We start from the raw sequence: 18,126 nt of genomic DNA on the forward strand, positions 1-18,126 counted from the left end.
AGAAACCTGGATTCGGTGCTAGATTACTAAAGATTCAGCCATCAGTGTGGAGAGGAGACGACCATGAGGATGTTGATCGAAATCGCCACCGCGGCTCTGCTCGTCGTCGGCATCAGCGCCTCCAGCGCGGCGTTTGCCGCCGGCAAACCCGGCCGCAGCGCCGATGGTCTCAGCTGTGGCTTCACGCTCCCGCAAAACGCGTCTTCGGCAGCGCGCTGCGCTGCGATCAAGCGCCAATGCGGCGGCAAGTTCTACGCACATGCGTGCGGCGACAAGCTGATGTCCGCGGCCAAGTAAGCGCCTTCACATCCAGCGCCTTCAAGCCGCCTTGGTTTGCACCGCATCGCAAAACTCGGCGAGCCGATCCGCAAGCCGCAATGTTGCCGGGCTCGCATCCGGGGAAGCCATCAGCGCGACCTCGGTCTTGTTGATCGGCGCAAAGCCGTCTTTCGCGGTCAGCACGCGGTGGTCGGACTGGATCGCCATCTCCGACAGGATGCTGAGGCCCATGCCGGCGGCGACCGCGGCCTGGATGCCGGCGAGACTCGATGACGTATAGGCGGTGTGCCAGGCACGGCCGGCGCTTTCGAGCGCATGGATGGCGCCGGCGCGATAGATGCAGCCGAGTGGAAAGCCGATCAACGGCACCGAGGGGACGTCGACATCGATCGGATGGCTCTTGCTGGTGACCCAGTGCACTCGCTCCGGCCACACCGCGATGGCGTCCTTCGCGCCGGCCTCGCGCTTGTACAGCGCAAGGTCGAGCTCGCCGCGTTCGAGGTCGCGGGCGAGATGCTTGCTCTGGTCGGCGCGCACGTCGAGCCGCAATCGCGGATGCGAGCGCGAGAACGCGCCAAGCAATTTCGCCAGCCGGTAGGCTGCAAAATCCTCGGGAATGCCGAGCCGGATCGCGCCTTCGCCATTGGGCTCACGCAACACGTCGCGCGCCTCCTCGGCGAGCGAGAGCAGCCGCCGCGCATAGGACAAGAGGCGCTCGCCGGCCTCGGTCGGGCGCACGTCCTTGCCGTCGCGGTGCAGCAGCACCTGGCCGACATCCTCCTCCAGCCGTTTGATCTGTTGGCTCACCGTCGACTGCGTGCGGTGGACGCGCGCTCCGGCGCGGGTAAAGCCGCCGGACTCCACCACCGAGACGAAGCTGCGCAGCAGTTCGAGATCGAGCATGGCCGCCTACATTCGAAAATCCACTTGCATCGAGTTAATCATTTAATTTCCAAATGACAAGCGGGCTCCCTAGATCGAGGGCAGAAGAAAACATCAGAGAATGCCCTCATGTCGCTCGCGACCTCGCTTCCCACTCCTCGCAGCCGCTTCAACACATTGCCGCTCGCGATCGGCCTGTTCTGCCTGCTCTGGAGCTACGCCTTCGTCGCCGGCAAGATCGGCGTCACCCATTGCCCGCCGCTGATCCTGCTGGCGGCGCGGTTCTCGCTCGCCGGGGTCCTGATCCTCGGTGCGACGCTGATCCGCGGCGAAGCCTGGTCCTTGCCGTGGCGCGATGTCGGGATCTTCGCCGTGCTCGGCATCGCCAACAACGCGCTCTATCTCGGCCTCGGCTATACCGGCCTGCAATCGGTGTCGGCCGGTCTCGGCGGCCTGATCGTGTCGGCCAATCCGGTGTTCACCGCGGGCCTGGCCGCGCTGCTGCTCGGCGAAGGCATGACTTGGCGCAAGGCAAGCGGCCTCCTGCTCGGTGTCGTCGGCGTGACCGCGATCGTATGGCACCGGCTGTCGGTCGGCACGGACAGCCCGCTCGGCATCGTCTTCACGCTGGCCTCACTCGCCTCCATCGTTGCCGGCACCATCCTGTTCAAGCTGCTCGCGCCGAGGGGCTCCTTGTGGATCGGCAACGGCGTGCAGAACCTCGCCGCCGGCATCGTGCTCGCGCCGGTCGCGCTCATTTTCGCCGATGTCCGGGCGATCGACTATACGCCGAGCCTGATCGGCGCGTTCGCCTTCCTCGTGCTCGGCGGCTCGATCCTTGCGTATTGGCTCTGGTTTCATCTCCTGAAGACATGCGGCGCCACCGCCGCCAGCGCCTATCATTTCCTGATGCCGCCGCTGGGCATGCTGTTCGCGTTCCTCGTGCTCGGCGAGCACGTCGAGGCCCGCGATCTCCTCGGCATCATCCCGGTCGCGCTCGGCATCTACCTGGTGACGCGGCCGGCGAAGCCGGCGACGAGGCAGTATGCGCCCCTCAATCCTTCCTGAACACGATCGACGCCATCCAGCCCGTCATCAGTGCCATCGCCACGGTGGCGAGACCGTACAGGAACCCATTATGCCGCGCGGTCGTCGCGACGAACTGCTCGAAGCCGACCTTGACGATTTCGAACGCGGTCTCGGTCTTGCCAATGAACGCTCCGTTCGCGAACAGCTTGATCTCGACCTCGTAGGTCCCGATCGGCACCTCAGCCGGCAGCGGAATGCCGGTCCGGAACAGCGTTGGCGTCAGGAAAGTCACCGCGCTTCCGTCCTCGCGATAGAGGCCGCGCCGGGTGCGCAGGCGGATGAAGGCCGAGCGGAACGCATCGTTGGGCACCACGTCGGCGAAATCGCCGCTGACACGCTGCGTCAGCAGCACGTTGTTGAGCCCGATCTGCTGCCGACGCGCGATCTCCGGCGAGGTGATGGCGTCGAAGGGACGGTTGGCGAACAGCGCCAGATAGCTCGGCACCTGCAGGAACTGCCGGTAGTCGGTGTTGATCCAGATGCCGAAGGTGCGTTCCTTCCGCCGCGTCACCATGTCGGCACGGGGGCCCTTCACGGTGACGACGAGGTCGTAGGCCGTGCGGTCGGCCGGCGTCGTCGCGTCCTTCTCGACCGATCCGAACAGCACCAGCTCCTCGCCGGAATAGTCCGGCGTGACCGTGACGCGGTGGTTGGAAACCGACACGATCAACCGCTCGGCGCGCGCGGCGCCGCCGAGCAGCAGGATCAGAACGATGGCGAGCAACGTGCGCATCATCCGCTCGCTCCGAGCTCGCGGATGGTGAAGAGGTCCGAGGGCTGGATTACCAACTCGATCGCGAAGCGGATCCCCACAGAGAGAATCAGCAAGCCGAGCAAAAGCCGCAGCTGCTCGCCGCGGATCTTCTGGCCGGCGCGGGCGCCGAACTGGGCGCCGGTGACGCCGCCGATCATCAGAATCAGCGCCAGCACGGCGTCGACCAGGTGGTTGGTGACGGCGTGCAGCATGGTCGCGAACAGCATGGTGACCAGCGTCAGCACCATCGAGGTCCCGATCACCGTGGAGGTCGGCACCCGCAGCAGATAGATCATGATCGGGACCAGGATGAAGCCGCCGCCGATGCCCATGATGGCGCCGATGAAGCCGATCAGGATGCCGACGATCACGACCGGAATGACCGAGAGATAGATCTTGGACCGCTTGAACCGCATCTTCAGCGGCAGGCCGTGGATCCAGTTGTGCGTGCGGCGCGGCGGCAGCGCGCCACGCCGGGTCCGCATCAGGGCGCGCAGGCCTTCGGAGAACATCAGGCTGCCGACCGTGGTGAGCAGCACGACGTAGGACAGCGCGATCATCAGGTCGAGCTGGCCGAGCGCGCGTAACTGGGTGAAGGCCCACACCCCGAGCGTCGTGCCGGTGACGCCGCCGCAGAGCAGCACGCCCGCCAGCGCCGGATCGATCGCGCGCCGCCGCCAATATGAGAGCGCGCCGGAAAAGGACGAGGCCGCGATATGGCTCGCCACGGACGCGACCGCGACCGCCGGCGTGATGCCGATGAAGATCAGCAGCGGCGTCATCAGGAAGCCGCCGCCGATTCCGAACATGCCGGACACGAACCCGACTGCGGCGCCCATCGCCAGCACCAGCAGGACGTTGACCGGAAGATCGGCGATCGGAAGATAGAGCTGCATCGAAGGACCACGCTCCGGCGAGACGGATCGATGAACGCGCAATGCCCGCCGGAGGGCCGGAACGATTGCCGCGTCCTTCCATAGCGGAATTCGTCAGCCGGAGGGACCGGGAAATTTCCACGTGGTGAATGAACGCGGCGTCGGCATCGACGCTTTTGCTCCTCACCCTGAGGAGCCTGCGCAGCAGGCGTCTCGAAGGGCGAGGCCCGGACCGAGAGGCGGGGCCTGCATGGTTCGAAACGCGCGCGAGGGCGCGCTCCTCACCATGAGGGGAGAGATTTCAATGCGCCGCTGAGGCCGACCGCTTCGTCGCAACCGCCTTCGCCGCCGGCTTGGCGCTCGCCTGGGGCGCGCTGTCCCAGCCGCCGTTCGGCGTCGCGACGTTGACGGCATCGTCGGGCTGCGGCTCGGCGCTGAAGGTCTGGATCGCGAGCTTGGCGGCGGCGAGCGATTGCGGGTCGAGACGCTTGGCGACGTCGTCGCGCTTGCCGGACGCATCGGTGTCGCCCTGAGCGGCCGCCAGGCTGAACCATTTGTAGGATTCGGCGAGGTTCTGTTCGACGCCGATGCCGCGGGCATAGAGGATGCCGAGGTTGAACTGGCTGTCGGCGACGCCGCGATCGGCCGCTTTGCGGAACCAGTGCGCCGCGCTCTTGTAGTTCGCACCGCGTCCGCCGCCATCTGCGTCGAGCACCGCGAGATTGTGCATCGCCTTGGCGTTGCCGCGCTCGGCCGCCTGGGTGTAGTAGCGGCGGGCGATGTCGGCGTCCTTCTTCACCCCCAGGCCCTTTTCGTAGAGCGTGCCAAGGCGGAAGGTGGCGGGCACCACGCCGGCCTGCGCGGCACGGTCGTACCATTTGGCGGCTTCGTCGTAATTCGTCGCGACGCCCTTACCCTCGGCAAAGCGCAGCGCGACCTCGTAGGCCGCGGTCGCATCGCCCTTCATCGCGGCGGTGCGCAGGGCCGGGCCGCCGATGGCGTCGGGCAGTCTTTCGCTCGGCGGCACCTGGACGAGGCCCAGCTTGGCGCGGCTGGTGCCCGACAGCGCGCCGGTGACCTCGCCGGAAGCCGGCGGCGCGGCCGTGGCAGGCGCGGGCGGAATTTCGACCGAGGCCGAGCCGCCGGGACTCGTGGCCGGCAACGGCGCGGCATTGTTCTGGGACTGCCGTCCGATCGGTGTCGGCGAGGTCATCGACGGCGTGATCTGCTCGGGCGCGGCGGGCTTGCTCTCCGCAGGCGGCGGTGCGGGCTGCGGCGCCGGTTCGCTCGGAACGTCCTGCATCGCCTGCGGCGCCGGCGCGCTGCCGCCATCGAGCAGGTTCATGGCCATCTTGAAGGTGCCGAGCACGATCACGACCACGCTCGCGCCGACCAGCAGCGAGCGGATCTTGGATGTGATGGTCGAACCCCCGTCCTTGCCCTTCTCCTTGGATCGATCAGCACCGGCCTTGGCGGCGCGGCCGGTCTTTTCCGGCTGCGCGGCAGCGGCCTGCGCGGCGCGGCGCGCGGCGGCGATGAAGCTCGACGACGACACCGGCTCTTTCGGCGCGGGGGCGATTCCGCTGATCGCACTCTCGGAGGCGGCGATGCGCTCGGACGGGGTGGCGACGCGTCCGCCAGGCCGGGTGCCCGGCTCGAGCGGATGATCCGGCGGCAGTTCGGGTGCGAGCGCGGCCCGGGCCGTGTGCGGCTCCAGGATTTCGCTGATCGCGCGCGGCGGCAGGGGTGGCGCCTGCGGCACCGGTGGCGGCGCGGTGGGAGCGGCGGCATGGAATTCGCGCGGGGCAGCGACGAAGCCGGCCTGCGCGGCTTGCGCGGCGGCGGGATTGGGCAGCTCGGGCTTCGGGTCGTAGTTCGGCTGGTGTGCCTGCGGCCGCGGCTCGCGCGGCATCGGCGCGGGCTCGATCGGGGCCGCCATCGGCGTCGGCTGCGGGGCCGGCGGCGCTGTACGTACGGCGCGCAGATCGCCCTCGATCATCGAGAGGCGATCGACGACGTGACCGAGCGCGCTGTGCACGGCTTCGAGCGAGTCCTGGGTGCTGCGGTTGGTCTCGGCTTGGCTGAAGCGGATGTCGGAGAGCTCGCGCTTGACGAGATCGACCATGCCGGAATCGGGCGGCGGCGCGGAACTACGGCTCTCGGCCAGCGCGGCATAGGTTGCCTGCTGGCGCTCCAGGTGCCTGAGGATGTCGTGCAGCCCGTCCTCGACGCGGCTCAGGTTTGTATTGTGCGGATCCGCGGCGGACTCGATCCGCTCCAGCAGATAAGTCACGCGCTGTTCGAGATGGGCGAAGGTCGAGGCGGAATCGTTGCCGACCTGCATGCGGTCGAAACGGTCCGACAGCGCCCGGATCGCAGCTTCCAGATGCTCGGTGCTCTCGGACGGCTGCGGCCGCTCGCGCGTTTCCAGCGCCGCCGTGAGCGCCGCGATGCGCTGTTCCAGCACCGCAAAGCTGTCGCTGTGGCCGGAAGCGCGGGTGACCTGGTCGACCTTGGACGAGAGCAACTGCACGTCTTCCGACAGGCGCGCGAGCGCCTCGTTGGAGGCGACGTTGGAGACGATGGCGCGCAGCGCGGAGATCGCGCCTTCGAGCTGCTGCACCGTCGAGGGATCGTCGTTGGCGCGCAGGATCAGGTCGAGCTTGGCGCCGAGATTGCGGATCGCCTCGTCATAGCCGGTGAGCTGCTCGGCCGGCGTCAGCGTGCGCAGCACCTGCTTGATGTCGGACAGCGCGCGCTCGATGCCGGCGAGAACCTGCCCGTCGGTGCCGTTGGAGCGGGTCTCGTCGATCCGGCGGTGCAGCGATCGGATCTCGTTCTCGATCGATTCGATGGCACGCCGCGGCATCGCCTCGGTGATGGCGGCGCGGATTTCGGCGAGCTCGCTGCGGAAGGCGGCGATCGCCTGCTCGGTATTGTCGGGGCGCTGCAGCGACTCGATCTGGCTCGTGATCTTGAGCAGATGGCGCTCGAGCGAGGAGAAATCCGGCCCCGGCTGCGGTGGCGGCGGCGCGTAGGCGGGGGCGGGCGGCGGCATCGGGGGCGCGTAGGGTGCTGCCGGCGCAAGCGGCGGCGCGGCACGCGGCGGCACCTGGCGGGGTACAAATCCGTCGAGCTCGCTCTGGCGCGCGGTGATCTCGGCGACCGCGACGTCGAACGAAGCCGGGCTCAGGGGAGGGGAGCTGCGATAGACCTGCGCCGCTGCGCGCTCGACCGCATCGGCCTGGCGCTGGCGCGTTTCAACGGGTGTGGGTCCAGGAGCCGGCCGGGGCGGCTGAGGATGCTGCGGACGGGAGATTTGCGACAGGCGCGCATCCAGCCGCGAGATCGCGTCGTTGAGCTGGCGCGCGACGCCTTGCTCGCGCGAGACGTCGGGCCTCGCCGGGTCCTGTCGCAAAGCGTCTTGCCGCGGGGCGGGCTTCGAGATCCGCTCGATCTGCTGGGTGATGGCGTCGAGCCGCTGGTGGATGTCCGCGACTTCGCGGCTCTCCTGGCTGGGCCCCTGGCTCGGCATGTGTTGCGGACGCTGATCCTGATGTGGATCTTTGCGCTGGTCGTAGGGGCCGCGAAAGTTCGGCGGGGTCGTCTCGCCAAGCGTGGAGTTCAGCCAATCATTGAGCGACATGCCGGCACGGCGCGCAGCAGCTTCGGCCCGCTCCCGGACGGATGGATCGATGCCGTCGACACTCCACGATACGCGCGAATTCATGACTCTGTCCGGTTCCGACTCCGGCGCCCCACCCGGCGCCTCCAGTCTCCCCACGCGTGCCGGTTGCAAAGACAATCGAGTATGGCGCGGGTCGTCTGCCTCGAAAACCGACTTTTGTCCGTTACGGTAAACAACGAGTTAAGGAATGCGGCGCGGCTGTCTTAAAGTTGGGCGGCCTCTGCTCCCGGGCCGTCGCTGCAATCTCGCTCTCCCAGGAACCGGAGGCGCGTTGGAAGCTTGGAACTTCTGCAACAAGGGTGGTTCAATGACCGGTCTAACCGAAGAAGAGATCCGCAAGCGCGCCTATGAGATCTGGAAAGGTGCTGGCGAGCCAAACGGGAAAATGGATACCTTCTGGTATCAGGCGGAAAAAGAGCTTCTGGCCGAGCGGTCAGAGCAAGGCGAAGTCCCGCCCGGGATGACCGACAATTTGCCGGTCTAGCGGGCTCAACCCTTCCTTTCGCGTTTGCCCTCCTCGATCGGCACCACCGTGCCTTTGCCGGTCGTCGCCGACAGCGCCTCCAGCGCCTCCTCGCAGAAATCGGCCACCATCTGCTCGTGGCGGGCCCCGAGGCGGAGCAGGAGGAGGTTGCCGAGATCGAGCCGGCCTTCCGCGGTGCCGTCCGGGAAACGCTTCTTCAGGATGCGCTCGTAATTGGCATGGCGGTCGCGGTGGTGCTCGAGGCGCGCCATCAGGTCGGTGCGCAGCGGCTCGATGTCGATGCTGTCGAGGGCGTGGAGGCGGACCAGCAGGTCGTCCTTGGTCGAGGCCGGCGTGCTCGGCCGCGCGGCCCAGTGCCGCAGCGCTGTTCGCCCCTCCGGAGTGAGGGTATAAACCAGCTTGTTGGGCTTGCCCGATTGCACGACCTCGCGGCCCTGGATGTAGCCGCGGTCGCGCAGCTTGGAGAGCTCGCGGTAGATCTGCTGGTGGTCGGCCTTCCAGAAGAAGCCGATCGAGGAGTCGAAGGTTTTGGCGAGCTCGTAGCCCGTCATCGGACGTTCCGTCAGGCATGCGAGGATTGCGTCGCCCAGGGCCATGACCGGCTTCCTTTTGTTCGGCTCGACCAACTCCGCTTGACTTTATGCGCATCGGCGCATATGCGTCAATGTGCATATGAGGCAGCGAGCAGGCGGGTCGGCACCCGACTGAAAAAATCCAGCGGAATCAACCCTGTCGCTACTGTGCATGGGGTTGTTTTCGCAAGTTTTGCCCTTGGCCTAGGGAGGCACCTGAAAATGACCGGCCTCGATTCCTGGTACGCCTACATGAAGTCCCATGACCGCGCCGCGCTCTGGGACCTCCTGCACCCCGATGCCGTGTTCGAAAGCCCCGTGGTGCATACCCCGCAGCGCGGCCGCGACATCACCTTCAAATATCTCGCCAGCGCCGAGAAGGTGCTCGGCGGCCCCGGCTTCACCTATGTCGGCGAGTGGCGCAGCGACAACGGCGCCGTGCTCGAATTCAAGACCATGATCGACGGCATCGAGATCAACGGTGTCGACATCATCAGCTTCGATGCCGAGGGACGCATCACCCATTTCAAGGTGATGGTGCGTCCGCTCAAGGCGATCAACATGCTGCACCGCCTGATGGCGGAGCAGCTTGCCGCCGCCCAATCCTAAGCCCAACATCATCCCTTCGAGGCCTGCCGGGAGACCCCCATGCCGATCTACAAAGCCCCTGTCGAAGACGTGAACTTCCTGCTCAACGACGTCTTCCAGATCGACCGCTACGACAATCTGCCGGGCTTCTCCGACGCGTCCAGCGACGTGCGCGACGCAATCCTGGGCGAGGCCGCCAAGCTCGCCGAGGAGGTGCTGCAGCCGCTCAACCGCGTCGGCGATCTCGAAGGCTGCAAGCGCGCAGACGACGGCAGCGTCACCACGCCGAAGGGCTTCAAGGAGGCGTTCAAGCAGGTTGCCGAGGGCGGCTGGCTCGGGCTGTCGGCGCCGACCGAATATGGCGGGCAGGGCCTGCCGGTGACGCTGTCGCAGGCCGTCAACGAATTCCAGATCTCCGCCAACATGGCATTCTCGATGTATGGCGGCCTCACCATGGGCGCGACCGCCGCGCTCTTGGTGCACGGTACGCCCGAGCAGAAGAAGACCTATGTCCCGAAGATGGTCGCCGGCGAGTGGACCGGCACCATGAACCTGACCGAGCCGCATTGCGGCACCGATCTCGGCATGCTCCGCACCAAGGCGGTGCGGCAGGGCGACGGCAGCTTCAAGATCACGGGCACCAAGATCTTCATCTCGGCCGGCGAGCATGACCTCGCCGACAACATCATCCACCTGGTGCTCGCCCGCATCGAGGGCGCGCCCGCCGGCATCAAGGGCGTGTCGCTGTTCGTGGTGCCCAAGTTCCTTGTGAATCCGGATGGTTCGGTCGGCGCGCGCAACGGCGTCGTCTGCGGCTCGATCGAGCACAAGATGGGCATCCACGGCAATTCCACCTGCGTGATGAACTACGACAACGCCACCGGCTGGCTGATCGGCGAAGAGAACAAGGGCATGCAGGGCATGTTCGTGATGATGAACGAGGCTCGGCTCGGCGTCGCCGTCCAGGGCCTCGCGCAGTCCGAGGTCGCCTATCAGAACGCCGTCGCCTATGCCCGCGAGCGCATCCAGGGCCGTTCGCTCACGGGCGCCAAGGCGCCGGACAAGCAAGCGGACCCGATCATTGTGCATCCCGACGTGCGCCGCACGCTGCTCTCGCTCCGCGCCTTCAACGAGGCCGCGCGCGCCTTCGTGATCTGGACCGCGCTGAAGAGCGATGTCGCCCACCGCTCCGAGGACCCGAAGGACCGCCAGGCCGCCGACGACCACATGGGCCTGATGACGCCGGTGCTGAAGGGCTTCCTCACCGATTACGGCTTCGCCAACGCGGTGCAGGCGCAGCAGATGTATGGCGGCCACGGCTACATCGCCGAGCACGGCATGGAGCAGTTCGTGCGCGATGCCCGCATTGCCATGATCTATGAAGGCGCCAACGGCATCCAGGCGCTCGACCTCGTCGGCCGCAAGCTGCCGCGCGACGGCGGCCGCGCCATCATGGCCTTCTTCGGCGAGGTCATGGCCTTCGCCAAGGAGAACGGCGGAGACGAGGGCCTGAAGCCCTTCATCACCCCGCTCTCGACCTCGCTCGGCCACCTGCAGCAGGCCACGACCTGGCTGATGCAGAACGCGATGGCGAAGCCCGACAATGCCGGCGCCGCCGCAACCGACTACCTGCATCTGTTCGGCTTCGTCGCGCTCGGCTACATGTGGGCGAAGATGGCGAAGGTGACGAATGCCAAGATTGCCGAGAGCGGGGCGACGCCCTATCTCTCGACCAAGCTCGTCACCGGCCGTTTCTTCATGGAGCGGATGCTGCCGGAGACCGCGGCCAATCTCGCGCGCATCCAGGCCGGTTGCGCCACCATCATGGAATTGCCGGCGGAAGCGTTCTGAGCCTAGCTTCCGCGGCCTGCTCCCAATCGTAACGAACATCACACCAGGAGGGCGTCATGCCTGAGGCATTCATCTACGACCACGTTCGCACCCCGCGCGGCCGCGGCAAGGCGGACGGTGCGCTGCACGAAGTCACTGCGCTCGCGCTGGCGACCGTGCCGCTGAAGGCGCTGAAGGACCGCAACAACCTGCCCGAGGATTCGGTCGACGACGTCGTGCTCGGCGTGGTCGATCCGGTCGGCGAGGCCGGCTCCGACATCGCGCGCTTCGCGGCGTTGAAGGCCGGGCTCGGCGAAGCCGTTCCGGGCGTGCAGATCAGCCGCTTCTGCGCCTCCGGCCTCGATGCCGTGAACTTCGCTGCCGCGCAGGTCATGTCCGGCCAGCATGAGCTCGTGATCGGCGGCGGCGCCGAATCCATGAGCCGCGTCGGCATCGGCGCCTCCGGCGGCGCCTGGCCGATGGATCCCTCGATCGCGGTGCCGGCCTATTTCATGCCGCAGGGCGTCTCGGCCGATCTGATCGCCACCAAATACGGCTTCTCGCGCGACGACGTCGATGCCTATGCGGTGCAGAGCCAGCAGCGCGCGGCCAAGGCCTGGGACGAGGGCCGCTTCGACAAGTCGGTGGTGCCGGTGAAGGACATCAACGGCCTCACCATCCTCGCCAAGGACGAGCACATGCGTCCCTCGACGACGATGCAGTCGCTGGCGCAGCTGCAGCCGTCGTTCACGATGATGGCGCAGATGGGCGGCTTCGACGGCGTCGCGGTGCAGTCGCATCCGGAGATCGAGCGCGTCAACTATGTGCATCACGCCGGCAACTCCTCCGGCATCGTCGACGGCGCTGGCGCCGTGCTGCTCGGCAGCAAGGAAGCTGGTAGCAAATACGGCCTGAAGCCGCGCGCCAAGATCCGCGCCTTCGCCAACATCGGCTCCGAGCCGGCGATGATGCTGACGGGGCCCGTCGACGTCACCGAAAAACTGTTCGCGCGTTCGGGCATGAAGAAGTCGGACATCGACCTGTTCGAGCTCAACGAGGCCTTTGCTTCGGTGGTACTGCGCTTCATCCAGGCCTTCGACATCGACAGTGCCAAGATCAACGTCAATGGCGGTGCCATCGCGCTCGGCCATCCGCTCGGGGCCACCGGTGCGATGATCCTCGGCACCGTGCTCGACGAGCTCGAGCGCACCAACAAGTCCACCGCCCTGGTCACGCTGTGCATCGGCGGCGGCATGGGAACCGCAACGATCATCGAGCGGGTGTAGGTCCGTAGGGTGGGTTAGCCGAAGGCGTAACCCACCTCTTCTGTCTCTGCCGCGAAAGGCCGCGGTGGGTTACGCTTCGCTAACCCACCCTACGAATTCAGAGTCAACCGCCGCGCCTGGGATCGGCTGCGGCACCGAGGAGCAACCGACATGTCGTACAAGAACTTCAAAGTCGAGACCGACGCAGACGGCATCGCGCTCGTCACCTGGGACATCCCGGGCCGTTCCATGAACGTGCTCGACGAGACCTCGACCAACGAGCTCGAGGCCATCGTCAAGGCGACCGCGGCGGATGCTGCGGTGAAGGGCGTCGTCATCACCTCGGCGAAAGAGGCGTTCTGCGCCGGCGCCGACCTGTCGATGCTCGAAGGCATGAACCAGGCCTATGCGAAGGTCTTCAAAGAGCAGGGCGAGACCGCTGCGAACCAGATGCTGTTCGAGCAGAGCCGCCGCTTCTCGCAGGTGCTACGTTCGATCGAAACCTCAGGCAAGCCGTGGGCGGCCGCGATCAACGGCCTCGCGCTCGGCGGCGGCTTCGAGATCACGCTGTGCTGCCACTATCGTGTCGCGGCGGAAAACCCCAAGACCCGTCTCGGCCTGCCCGAGGTCAAGGTCGGCCTGTTCCCCGGCGCCGGCGGCACGCAGCGCGTGCCGCGCCTGGTGCCGCCGCAGGACGCGATGACCATCCTGCTCAAGGGCGACCCTGTTACGGTCGAGAAGGCCAAGGCGCTGAACCTGGTCCACGCCGTCGTTCCCGCCGCCGATCTCATCAAGGCCGCCAAGGACTGGATCAAGGGAGGCGGCAAGGCTGTCGCGCCCTGGGACGAGAAGGGCTTCAAGCTCCCCGGCGGCCCCGTGTTCTCCAAGGCCGGCATGATGATGTTCCCCGCCGGCAACGCGATCTACCGCCGCGAGACCTACGACAATTACCCGGCGGCGCGGGCGATCATGAGCTGCGTCTATGAGGGCCTGCAGCTGCCGATCGACGCCGCGTTGCGCGTCGAGTCGCGCTACTTCACCTCGGTGCTGCGCTCGAAGGAGGCGGCCGCGATGATCCGCAGCCTGTTCCTGTCGATGCAGGAGCTCAACAAGGGCGCGCGACGCCCGAAGGATGTGCCAGCAACCAAGGTGAAGAAGATCGCCGTGATCGGCGCCGGCTTCATGGGCGCGAGCGTCGGCTACGTCTCGGCCCGTGCCGGCCTCGACGTCGTCCTGATCGACCGCGACCAGGAGAGCGCCGACAAGGGCAAGGCGCATGCGCAGAAGGTGATCGAGGAGCAGATCAAGAAGGGCCGCGCCAAACCCGCGGATGCCGAGGCGCTGCTCGCGCGCATCACGCCGACCGCGGACTACGCCGCCCTGAAGGACGTCGATCTCGTCATCGAGGCCGTGTTCGAGGACCGCAAGGTCAAGGCGGAGACCTTCGCCAAGGCACAGGAATATTTGAAGCCGGACGTGATTTTTGCGTCGAACACCTCGACGCTGCCGATCACCTCTCTGGCCGAGAGCTTCAGGGACCAGGGCAAGTTCATCGGCATCCATTTCTTCTCGCCGGTGGAGAAGATGATGCTGGTCGAGATCATCCTCGGCAAGAACACCGGCGACGTCGCGCTCGCGACCGCGCTCGACTACGTCCGGCAGATCGGCAAGACACCGATCGTGGTCAACGACTCCCGAGGCTTCTTCGCCAACCGCTGCGTCGGCCGCTACGTCGCCGAAGGCAACGAGATGTTCCTCGAAGGCGTGCCGCCGGCGATGATCGAGAACTGCGCCAAGATGGCCGGCATGCCGGTCGGCCCGCTGTCGCTTTCGGACGAAGTCGCGCTCGATCTTGGTCTGAAGATCATGAAGGCGACGGAGGCCGATCTCGGCCCCAACGCCATCAATCCCGATCAGAAGAAGCTGATGGTGGAGATGGTCGAGAAGCAGGGCCGTCTCGGCCGCAAGAACAGCAAGGGCTTCTACGACTACCCCGAGAAGGGCAAAGGCCAGAAGAGCCTGTGGCCGGGCTTGTCAGCGCTGCAGCCGAAGCAGCTCGACCCCGATACGATCGACATCGAGGAGCTGAAGCAGCGTTTCCTGGTGGTGCAGGCGGTGGAAGCGGCGCGCACGGTGGAAGACCACGTCATCACCGACCCGCGCGAAGCGGATGTCGGCTCGATCCTCGGCTTCGGCTTCGCGCCGTTCACCGGCGGCACGCTGTCCTACATCGACTTCATGGGCACGAAGAAGTTCGTCGAGCTCTGCCGCAAGCTGGAAGCGAAGTACGGCTCGCGCTTCACGCCGCCGAAGCTGCTCGAGGAGATGGCTGCGAAGGGCGAGACCTTCTACGGCCGCTTCGCCCCGAAGAAGGCGGCGGCTTAGCGGCATCCATTCGGACCGCCCGACAACAGGAGAGGCCGGGTCGTCGATCCGGCCTTTTTTCGTGGCGTTCAACGCGAGGCGATAAGCGTCCGTTGCGGCCTGTCGCATCCGCCGCGGGCGTGCCACGCCAACGCGTTCCTCGTCGGCGCTACGGCACGCTCGACCTGCGTGGCACCCCTCTTGCTGATCAGTTCGTGAAGGCAATCATTAGCAATGAAGGTGTCCTGTGATGATCCGCACGATGTTTCAAGATGGCGCAGCCGGTGTTGCGTTGAGACATTCTCCGCTGTTGCTGCTCGGTCGTCCGTGGCCGCGCCGCAAGGTCCTCCGGCGGCGCAGAAAGATTCCCTCGTGGGTCGGCGTGGCGCTACTCGTTGTCGTCGCCGATATCGCGCTAGCCGTGCTCGCCTGGCTTGCCGTCGACGTCGTCCTGCACTGAGAAGCCACCGCGCTGCATGTAGAACGCCCCCGCCACATAAGCGATCTGGCCGAGCACCAGGCAGCCGACCACGATCGAAATGCCCGTCCAAGATCCGAAGTCCGCGGTCTGCAGAACGATTGCTGCCAGGATCGCGGTGATCGGCGAAACGAGCGCCATGGCCCACACCCTCAAGAAGAGCCCCGTCGTCAATCCGGCGATTCCGCTTGCGAGAAAGAGGAGTAGTGCGGTGGTCACGGTGACTTCCCAATTCAGCATTCCGCGACCGAGGTTGAGGCAACTGGATTGTTCTCACAAGGATGGTGACGTCCGCGGACCTGCCAAGGCGGAGTTATTGTTAATCCAGACAATGCTTCTAAAATTGTTCGGTGCGTTGGAGCGTTCCCGGATCAACGCTTCCCGCACCTGCGGCCACGCCGCGACGCGGGCCTTGTCGGCGGCAAGGTTCGGGATCGCCGAGAGGTCGAACTTCATGCCGTCACTCCAGGTCGTCGTCGTGAAGAGATCGCCGGCGGCAATCGTGGATGCGATCCCCGAGAAGGCCTGAGCTTCGTCATTCAAGGCCGGCGCGCACAGGGGCGAAACTCTTGTGCAGCCGGAATTCAGCCGCTCCAACGCATGTAGCGCTCGGAACCGCCGCGGGCCGGAGCGGGCGCCTTGCGTGAAGCCTGGTCGGCGATCGTCTGGACAATCACCGGGCCTTCGGTCACGATCTCGCGCTGTCGGGGCCCAGCGCGGGGTCCTGCCCCTCGGGCCTGAGCTTCAGATAGTCCTCACCCTTTTCGAGCATCTTGGCCCCGGATATCGATCTTGACCAGCTCATAGGGCAGACTGGCCTCCAAGAGCACGATGGGAGGGCACCGGCAAACCGTACGGTTTCGGGGAATATCCTTCGCCTGACGCTTGGTTCGGCCGAAAGAACGACTACATGCACCTGCTTGAAATAGTCAAGATTGATGCACCTGCATCAAATGAGGTAAGAGACGGGCGACGAGCTTGAGCGGGACCATGAAACGCAAACCATCGACCGAGGCAACAGCCGCCTGGATCCGCCTGATGCGGGTGCAGAGCCGGGTGCTCCATTGCGTCGAGCAGGATTTGAAGAAGGCGGGCTTCCCGCCGCTGGCCTGGTATGACGCGTTGCTGGAATTGTCGCGCGCGCCGTCGGGCGAGCTGCGGCCGGTCGAGCTCGAGCGGCAGATGCTGATCCCGCAATATTCCACCTCGCGGCTGATCGACCGCCTGGTCGACGAGGGCCTCGCCTCGCGGCGTGAATGCAAGATCGACAAGCGCGGCCAGTTCGTCGAGATCACGGAAGCCGGCCGTGAGCTGCAGAAGCGGATGTGGGGCGCCTATTCGGCCGCGATCGAGAAGTATGTCGGTTCGAAACTGTCGGATGCCGACGCCGTCAAGCTCTGCGGCCTGCTCGACCGCCTGGGCTGCTCGTGCGGCGAGATGAAACTGCCGCCGGCGGCCGCGAGCGAAAGCATGCCGTCGCGATGATCGCGCGGCAAACCCCCTTCGTCCTGCAACCGGTCGGTTCGCGGGCCGTCCCTGTCACCCGCGCGCGTTCGGTCGAAGCGCTTTTTGATTAGAGTTTGATATGGCGCGAGACCAGATCGATATGACGCCGCTGCAGTCACGCGACGAACTCGTCGCGTGGTTCGAGGCCGGCTGCAAGGACCCGTCCGAATTCCGCATGGGCACCGAGCACGAGAAGACGCCGTTCACGCTCGAAGGCCACCGTCCGGTGCCTTACGAGGGCGCACGCGGCATCGGCGCGCTGCTCGAAGGCATGAAGCTCCTGCTCGGCTGGGAACCGATCATGGAGAAGGGCAACATCATCGGCCTTCACGACGTCACCGGCGGGGGCGCGATCTCGCTCGAGCCCGGCGGACAGTTCGAGCTGTCCGGCGCGCCGGTCGAGAACGTGCATCAGACCCAGAGCGAGCTGATGGCGCATCTTGCCCAGGTGCGCGAGATCGCGACCCCGCTCGGCATCGGCTTCCTCGGCCTCGGCATGACGCCGTCCTGGTCGCGCGCCGACATCCCGATGATGCCCAAGGGCCGCTACAAGATCATGACCAATTACATGCCGAAGGTCGGCCAATACGGCCTCGACATGATGTACCGGACCTGCACGGTGCAGACCAATCTCGACTTCTCCTCCGAAGCCGACATGGTCAAGAAGCTGCGCGTCTCGCTCGCGCTGCAGCCGGTCGCGACCGCGCTGTTTGCCAATTCGCCGTTCACCGAGGGCAGGCCGAACGGCTTTCTCTCCTTCCGGTCCGAAATCTGGCGCGACACCGACAACGCCCGTTCGGGCATGATGCCCTGGGCGTTCGAGGACGGCATGGGATTCGAGCGCTATGTCGACTACGCGCTCGACGTGCCCATGTATTTCGTCAAGCGCGGCGAGGATTACATCGACGTATCGGGCTCTTCGTTCCGTGCCTTCTTCGACGGCCGCAACAATAACCTCCCCGGCGAGCGTCCGACGCTGTCGGACTGGGCCAATCATCTCTCGACGATCTTCCCGGAAGTGCGGCTCAAGCGCTATCTGGAGATGCGCGGCTCCGACGGCGGCCCGTGGGGGCGCCTGCCGGCGCTGCCGGCGTTCTGGGTCGGTCTGCTCTATGACGATGCTTCGCTCGACGCCGCCTGGGACCTCGTGAAGCACTGGACGGCGCATGAGCGTCAGGCCTTGCGCGATGACGTGCCGCGCCTGGGCTTCAAGGCCCGAATCAAGGACCGCTATCTGTTCGAGATCGCGAAGGAGTGCCTGGTCCTGGCACATGCCGGCCTGCGCCGGCGCGGCCGGATCGATCAGCTCGGCCGCGACGAGACCCGGCACCTTGAGGCGCTCGACCGCATCATCGATTCCGGTCGGACCCCGGCCGAGGAGATGCTCGAAAAATTCAATGGTCCCTGGAAGGGCTCGGTGGAACCGGCCTACGTGGAATACGCATTCTAGATCGGTAAGCCGATCGGGCATT

The 18,126-nt window shown here is 66.1% G+C and carries 15 protein-coding genes and 1 pseudogene; 9 read left to right on the plus strand and 7 right to left on the minus strand.

The features are described from left to right. Window positions 1-63: 63 nt before the first annotated feature. On the plus strand, window positions 64-297 hold the full coding sequence (locus tag AC3WLX_RS26665; RefSeq protein ID WP_492338185.1) for a hypothetical protein: 234 nt from the start codon (window positions 64-66) through the stop codon (window positions 295-297). 21 nt (window positions 298-318) lie between these two features. Here AC3WLX_RS26665 and AC3WLX_RS26670 read toward each other — a convergent pair whose 3' ends face one another. Then, window positions 319-1,182: a LysR substrate-binding domain-containing protein gene (locus AC3WLX_RS26670; protein WP_492338186.1), complete on the minus strand. Its 864-nt coding sequence runs from the start codon at window positions 1,180-1,182 to the stop codon at window positions 319-321. A gap of 108 nt (window positions 1,183-1,290) precedes the next feature. Between AC3WLX_RS26670 and AC3WLX_RS26675 the strand changes: the two genes are divergently transcribed. Continuing rightward, entirely contained in the window at window positions 1,291-2,229 is a 939-nt protein-coding gene (locus AC3WLX_RS26675; protein ID WP_492338187.1) for a DMT family transporter, read from the plus strand. Here the strand turns inward: AC3WLX_RS26675 and AC3WLX_RS26680 are convergent. The 3 genes from AC3WLX_RS26680 to AC3WLX_RS26690 all read right to left on the minus strand — a co-directional run bounded on the left by AC3WLX_RS26680 (window position 2,216) and on the right by AC3WLX_RS26690 (window position 7,609). Then, window positions 2,216-2,986 (minus strand): TIGR02186 family protein, encoded by a 771-nt coding sequence (locus AC3WLX_RS26680; protein WP_492338188.1) that lies wholly within the window; start codon window positions 2,984-2,986, stop codon window positions 2,216-2,218. The genes AC3WLX_RS26675 and AC3WLX_RS26680 overlap by 14 nt on opposite strands. After that, window positions 2,983-3,900 carry a sulfite exporter TauE/SafE family protein gene (locus tag AC3WLX_RS26685; protein ID WP_492338189.1) on the minus strand — a complete coding sequence of 306 codons (918 nt, stop codon included), beginning with the start codon at window positions 3,898-3,900 and terminating at the stop codon, window positions 2,983-2,985. The genes AC3WLX_RS26680 and AC3WLX_RS26685 overlap by 4 nt, the downstream gene beginning before the upstream one ends. A 280-nt stretch (window positions 3,901-4,180) precedes the next feature. Then, window positions 4,181-7,609, minus strand: a complete 3,429-nt coding sequence (locus tag AC3WLX_RS26690) for a tetratricopeptide repeat protein (protein ID WP_492338190.1) — start codon at window positions 7,607-7,609, stop codon at window positions 4,181-4,183. 265 nt (window positions 7,610-7,874) lie between these two features. Between AC3WLX_RS26690 and AC3WLX_RS26695 the strand changes: the two genes are divergently transcribed. Then, window positions 7,875-8,051 carry a DUF2934 domain-containing protein gene (locus tag AC3WLX_RS26695; RefSeq protein WP_492338414.1) on the plus strand — a complete coding sequence of 59 codons (177 nt, stop codon included), beginning with the start codon at window positions 7,875-7,877 and terminating at the stop codon, window positions 8,049-8,051. A 5-nt stretch (window positions 8,052-8,056) separates the two neighbouring features. Here AC3WLX_RS26695 and AC3WLX_RS26700 read toward each other — a convergent pair whose 3' ends face one another. Next, window positions 8,057-8,647 (minus strand): PadR family transcriptional regulator, encoded by a 591-nt coding sequence (locus AC3WLX_RS26700; protein WP_492338191.1) that lies wholly within the window; start codon window positions 8,645-8,647, stop codon window positions 8,057-8,059. A 198-nt stretch (window positions 8,648-8,845) separates the two neighbouring features. Here AC3WLX_RS26700 and AC3WLX_RS26705 point away from each other — a divergent pair, with 198 nt between their 5' ends. From AC3WLX_RS26705 to AC3WLX_RS26720, 4 genes are all read left to right on the plus strand, one after another. Next, window positions 8,846-9,232 (plus strand): nuclear transport factor 2 family protein, encoded by a 387-nt coding sequence (locus tag AC3WLX_RS26705; protein ID WP_291627260.1) that lies wholly within the window; start codon window positions 8,846-8,848, stop codon window positions 9,230-9,232. Between the two features lie 39 nt (window positions 9,233-9,271). Next, window positions 9,272-11,062: an acyl-CoA dehydrogenase C-terminal domain-containing protein gene (locus AC3WLX_RS26710; protein ID WP_492338192.1), complete on the plus strand. Its 1,791-nt coding sequence runs from the start codon at window positions 9,272-9,274 to the stop codon at window positions 11,060-11,062. Between the two features lie 56 nt (window positions 11,063-11,118). Then, window positions 11,119-12,327 (plus strand): acetyl-CoA C-acetyltransferase, encoded by a 1,209-nt coding sequence (locus tag AC3WLX_RS26715; protein WP_492338193.1) that lies wholly within the window; start codon window positions 11,119-11,121, stop codon window positions 12,325-12,327. 150 nt (window positions 12,328-12,477) lie between these two features. Further along, window positions 12,478-14,691, plus strand: a complete 2,214-nt coding sequence (locus AC3WLX_RS26720) for an FAD-dependent oxidoreductase (RefSeq protein ID WP_492338194.1) — start codon at window positions 12,478-12,480, stop codon at window positions 14,689-14,691. A gap of 394 nt (window positions 14,692-15,085) precedes the next feature. Here the strand turns inward: AC3WLX_RS26720 and AC3WLX_RS26725 are convergent, their stop codons facing one another. Together AC3WLX_RS26725 and AC3WLX_RS26730 are read right to left on the minus strand one after the other, a co-directional pair. Next, complete coding sequence (locus AC3WLX_RS26725; RefSeq protein WP_492338195.1) at window positions 15,086-15,289, minus strand: hypothetical protein; 204 nt, start codon at window positions 15,287-15,289, stop codon at window positions 15,086-15,088. Window positions 15,290-15,421: 132 nt separating this feature from the next. Continuing rightward, a pseudogene (locus tag AC3WLX_RS26730) lies at window positions 15,422-16,017 on the minus strand (glutathione S-transferase family protein). Between the two features lie 121 nt (window positions 16,018-16,138). On the opposite strand from AC3WLX_RS26730, the gene AC3WLX_RS26735 reads away from it, so the two are divergent. Together AC3WLX_RS26735 and AC3WLX_RS26740 are read left to right on the plus strand one after the other, a co-directional pair. Continuing rightward, window positions 16,139-16,633, plus strand: coding sequence for a MarR family winged helix-turn-helix transcriptional regulator (locus AC3WLX_RS26735; RefSeq protein WP_492338196.1), 495 nt, complete (start codon window positions 16,139-16,141; stop codon window positions 16,631-16,633). A 100-nt stretch (window positions 16,634-16,733) separates the two neighbouring features. Continuing rightward, complete coding sequence (locus AC3WLX_RS26740; RefSeq protein WP_492338197.1) at window positions 16,734-18,104, plus strand: glutamate--cysteine ligase; 1,371 nt, start codon at window positions 16,734-16,736, stop codon at window positions 18,102-18,104. Window positions 18,105-18,126: the final 22 nt, after the last annotated feature.

The organism is Bradyrhizobium sp. FW305-F6 (genome assembly GCF_058782905.1).

Excerpts from the sequence above, each read along its gene's own strand:
- AC3WLX_RS26665 (WP_492338185.1), top strand. The coding sequence starts at position 64 with ATGAGGATGTTGATCGAAATCGCCACCGCGGCTCTGCTCGTCGTCGGC.
- AC3WLX_RS26670 (WP_492338186.1), bottom strand. The coding sequence starts at position 1,182 with ATGCTCGATCTCGAACTGCTGCGCAGCTTCGTCTCGGTGGTGGAGTCC.
- AC3WLX_RS26675 (WP_492338187.1), top strand. The coding sequence starts at position 1,291 with ATGTCGCTCGCGACCTCGCTTCCCACTCCTCGCAGCCGCTTCAACACA.
- AC3WLX_RS26680 (WP_492338188.1), bottom strand. The coding sequence starts at position 2,986 with ATGATGCGCACGTTGCTCGCCATCGTTCTGATCCTGCTGCTCGGCGGC.
- AC3WLX_RS26685 (WP_492338189.1), bottom strand. The coding sequence starts at position 3,900 with ATGCAGCTCTATCTTCCGATCGCCGATCTTCCGGTCAACGTCCTGCTG.
- AC3WLX_RS26690 (WP_492338190.1), bottom strand. The coding sequence starts at position 7,609 with ATGAATTCGCGCGTATCGTGGAGTGTCGACGGCATCGATCCATCCGTC.
- AC3WLX_RS26695 (WP_492338414.1), top strand. The coding sequence starts at position 7,875 with ATGACCGGTCTAACCGAAGAAGAGATCCGCAAGCGCGCCTATGAGATC.
- AC3WLX_RS26700 (WP_492338191.1), bottom strand. The coding sequence starts at position 8,647 with ATGGCCCTGGGCGACGCAATCCTCGCATGCCTGACGGAACGTCCGATG.
- AC3WLX_RS26705 (WP_291627260.1), top strand. The coding sequence starts at position 8,846 with ATGACCGGCCTCGATTCCTGGTACGCCTACATGAAGTCCCATGACCGC.
- AC3WLX_RS26710 (WP_492338192.1), top strand. The coding sequence starts at position 9,272 with ATGCCGATCTACAAAGCCCCTGTCGAAGACGTGAACTTCCTGCTCAAC.
- AC3WLX_RS26715 (WP_492338193.1), top strand. The coding sequence starts at position 11,119 with ATGCCTGAGGCATTCATCTACGACCACGTTCGCACCCCGCGCGGCCGC.
- AC3WLX_RS26720 (WP_492338194.1), top strand. The coding sequence starts at position 12,478 with ATGTCGTACAAGAACTTCAAAGTCGAGACCGACGCAGACGGCATCGCG.
- AC3WLX_RS26725 (WP_492338195.1), bottom strand. The coding sequence starts at position 15,289 with ATGGCGCTCGTTTCGCCGATCACCGCGATCCTGGCAGCAATCGTTCTG.
- AC3WLX_RS26735 (WP_492338196.1), top strand. The coding sequence starts at position 16,139 with ATGAAACGCAAACCATCGACCGAGGCAACAGCCGCCTGGATCCGCCTG.
- AC3WLX_RS26740 (WP_492338197.1), top strand. The coding sequence starts at position 16,734 with ATGGCGCGAGACCAGATCGATATGACGCCGCTGCAGTCACGCGACGAA.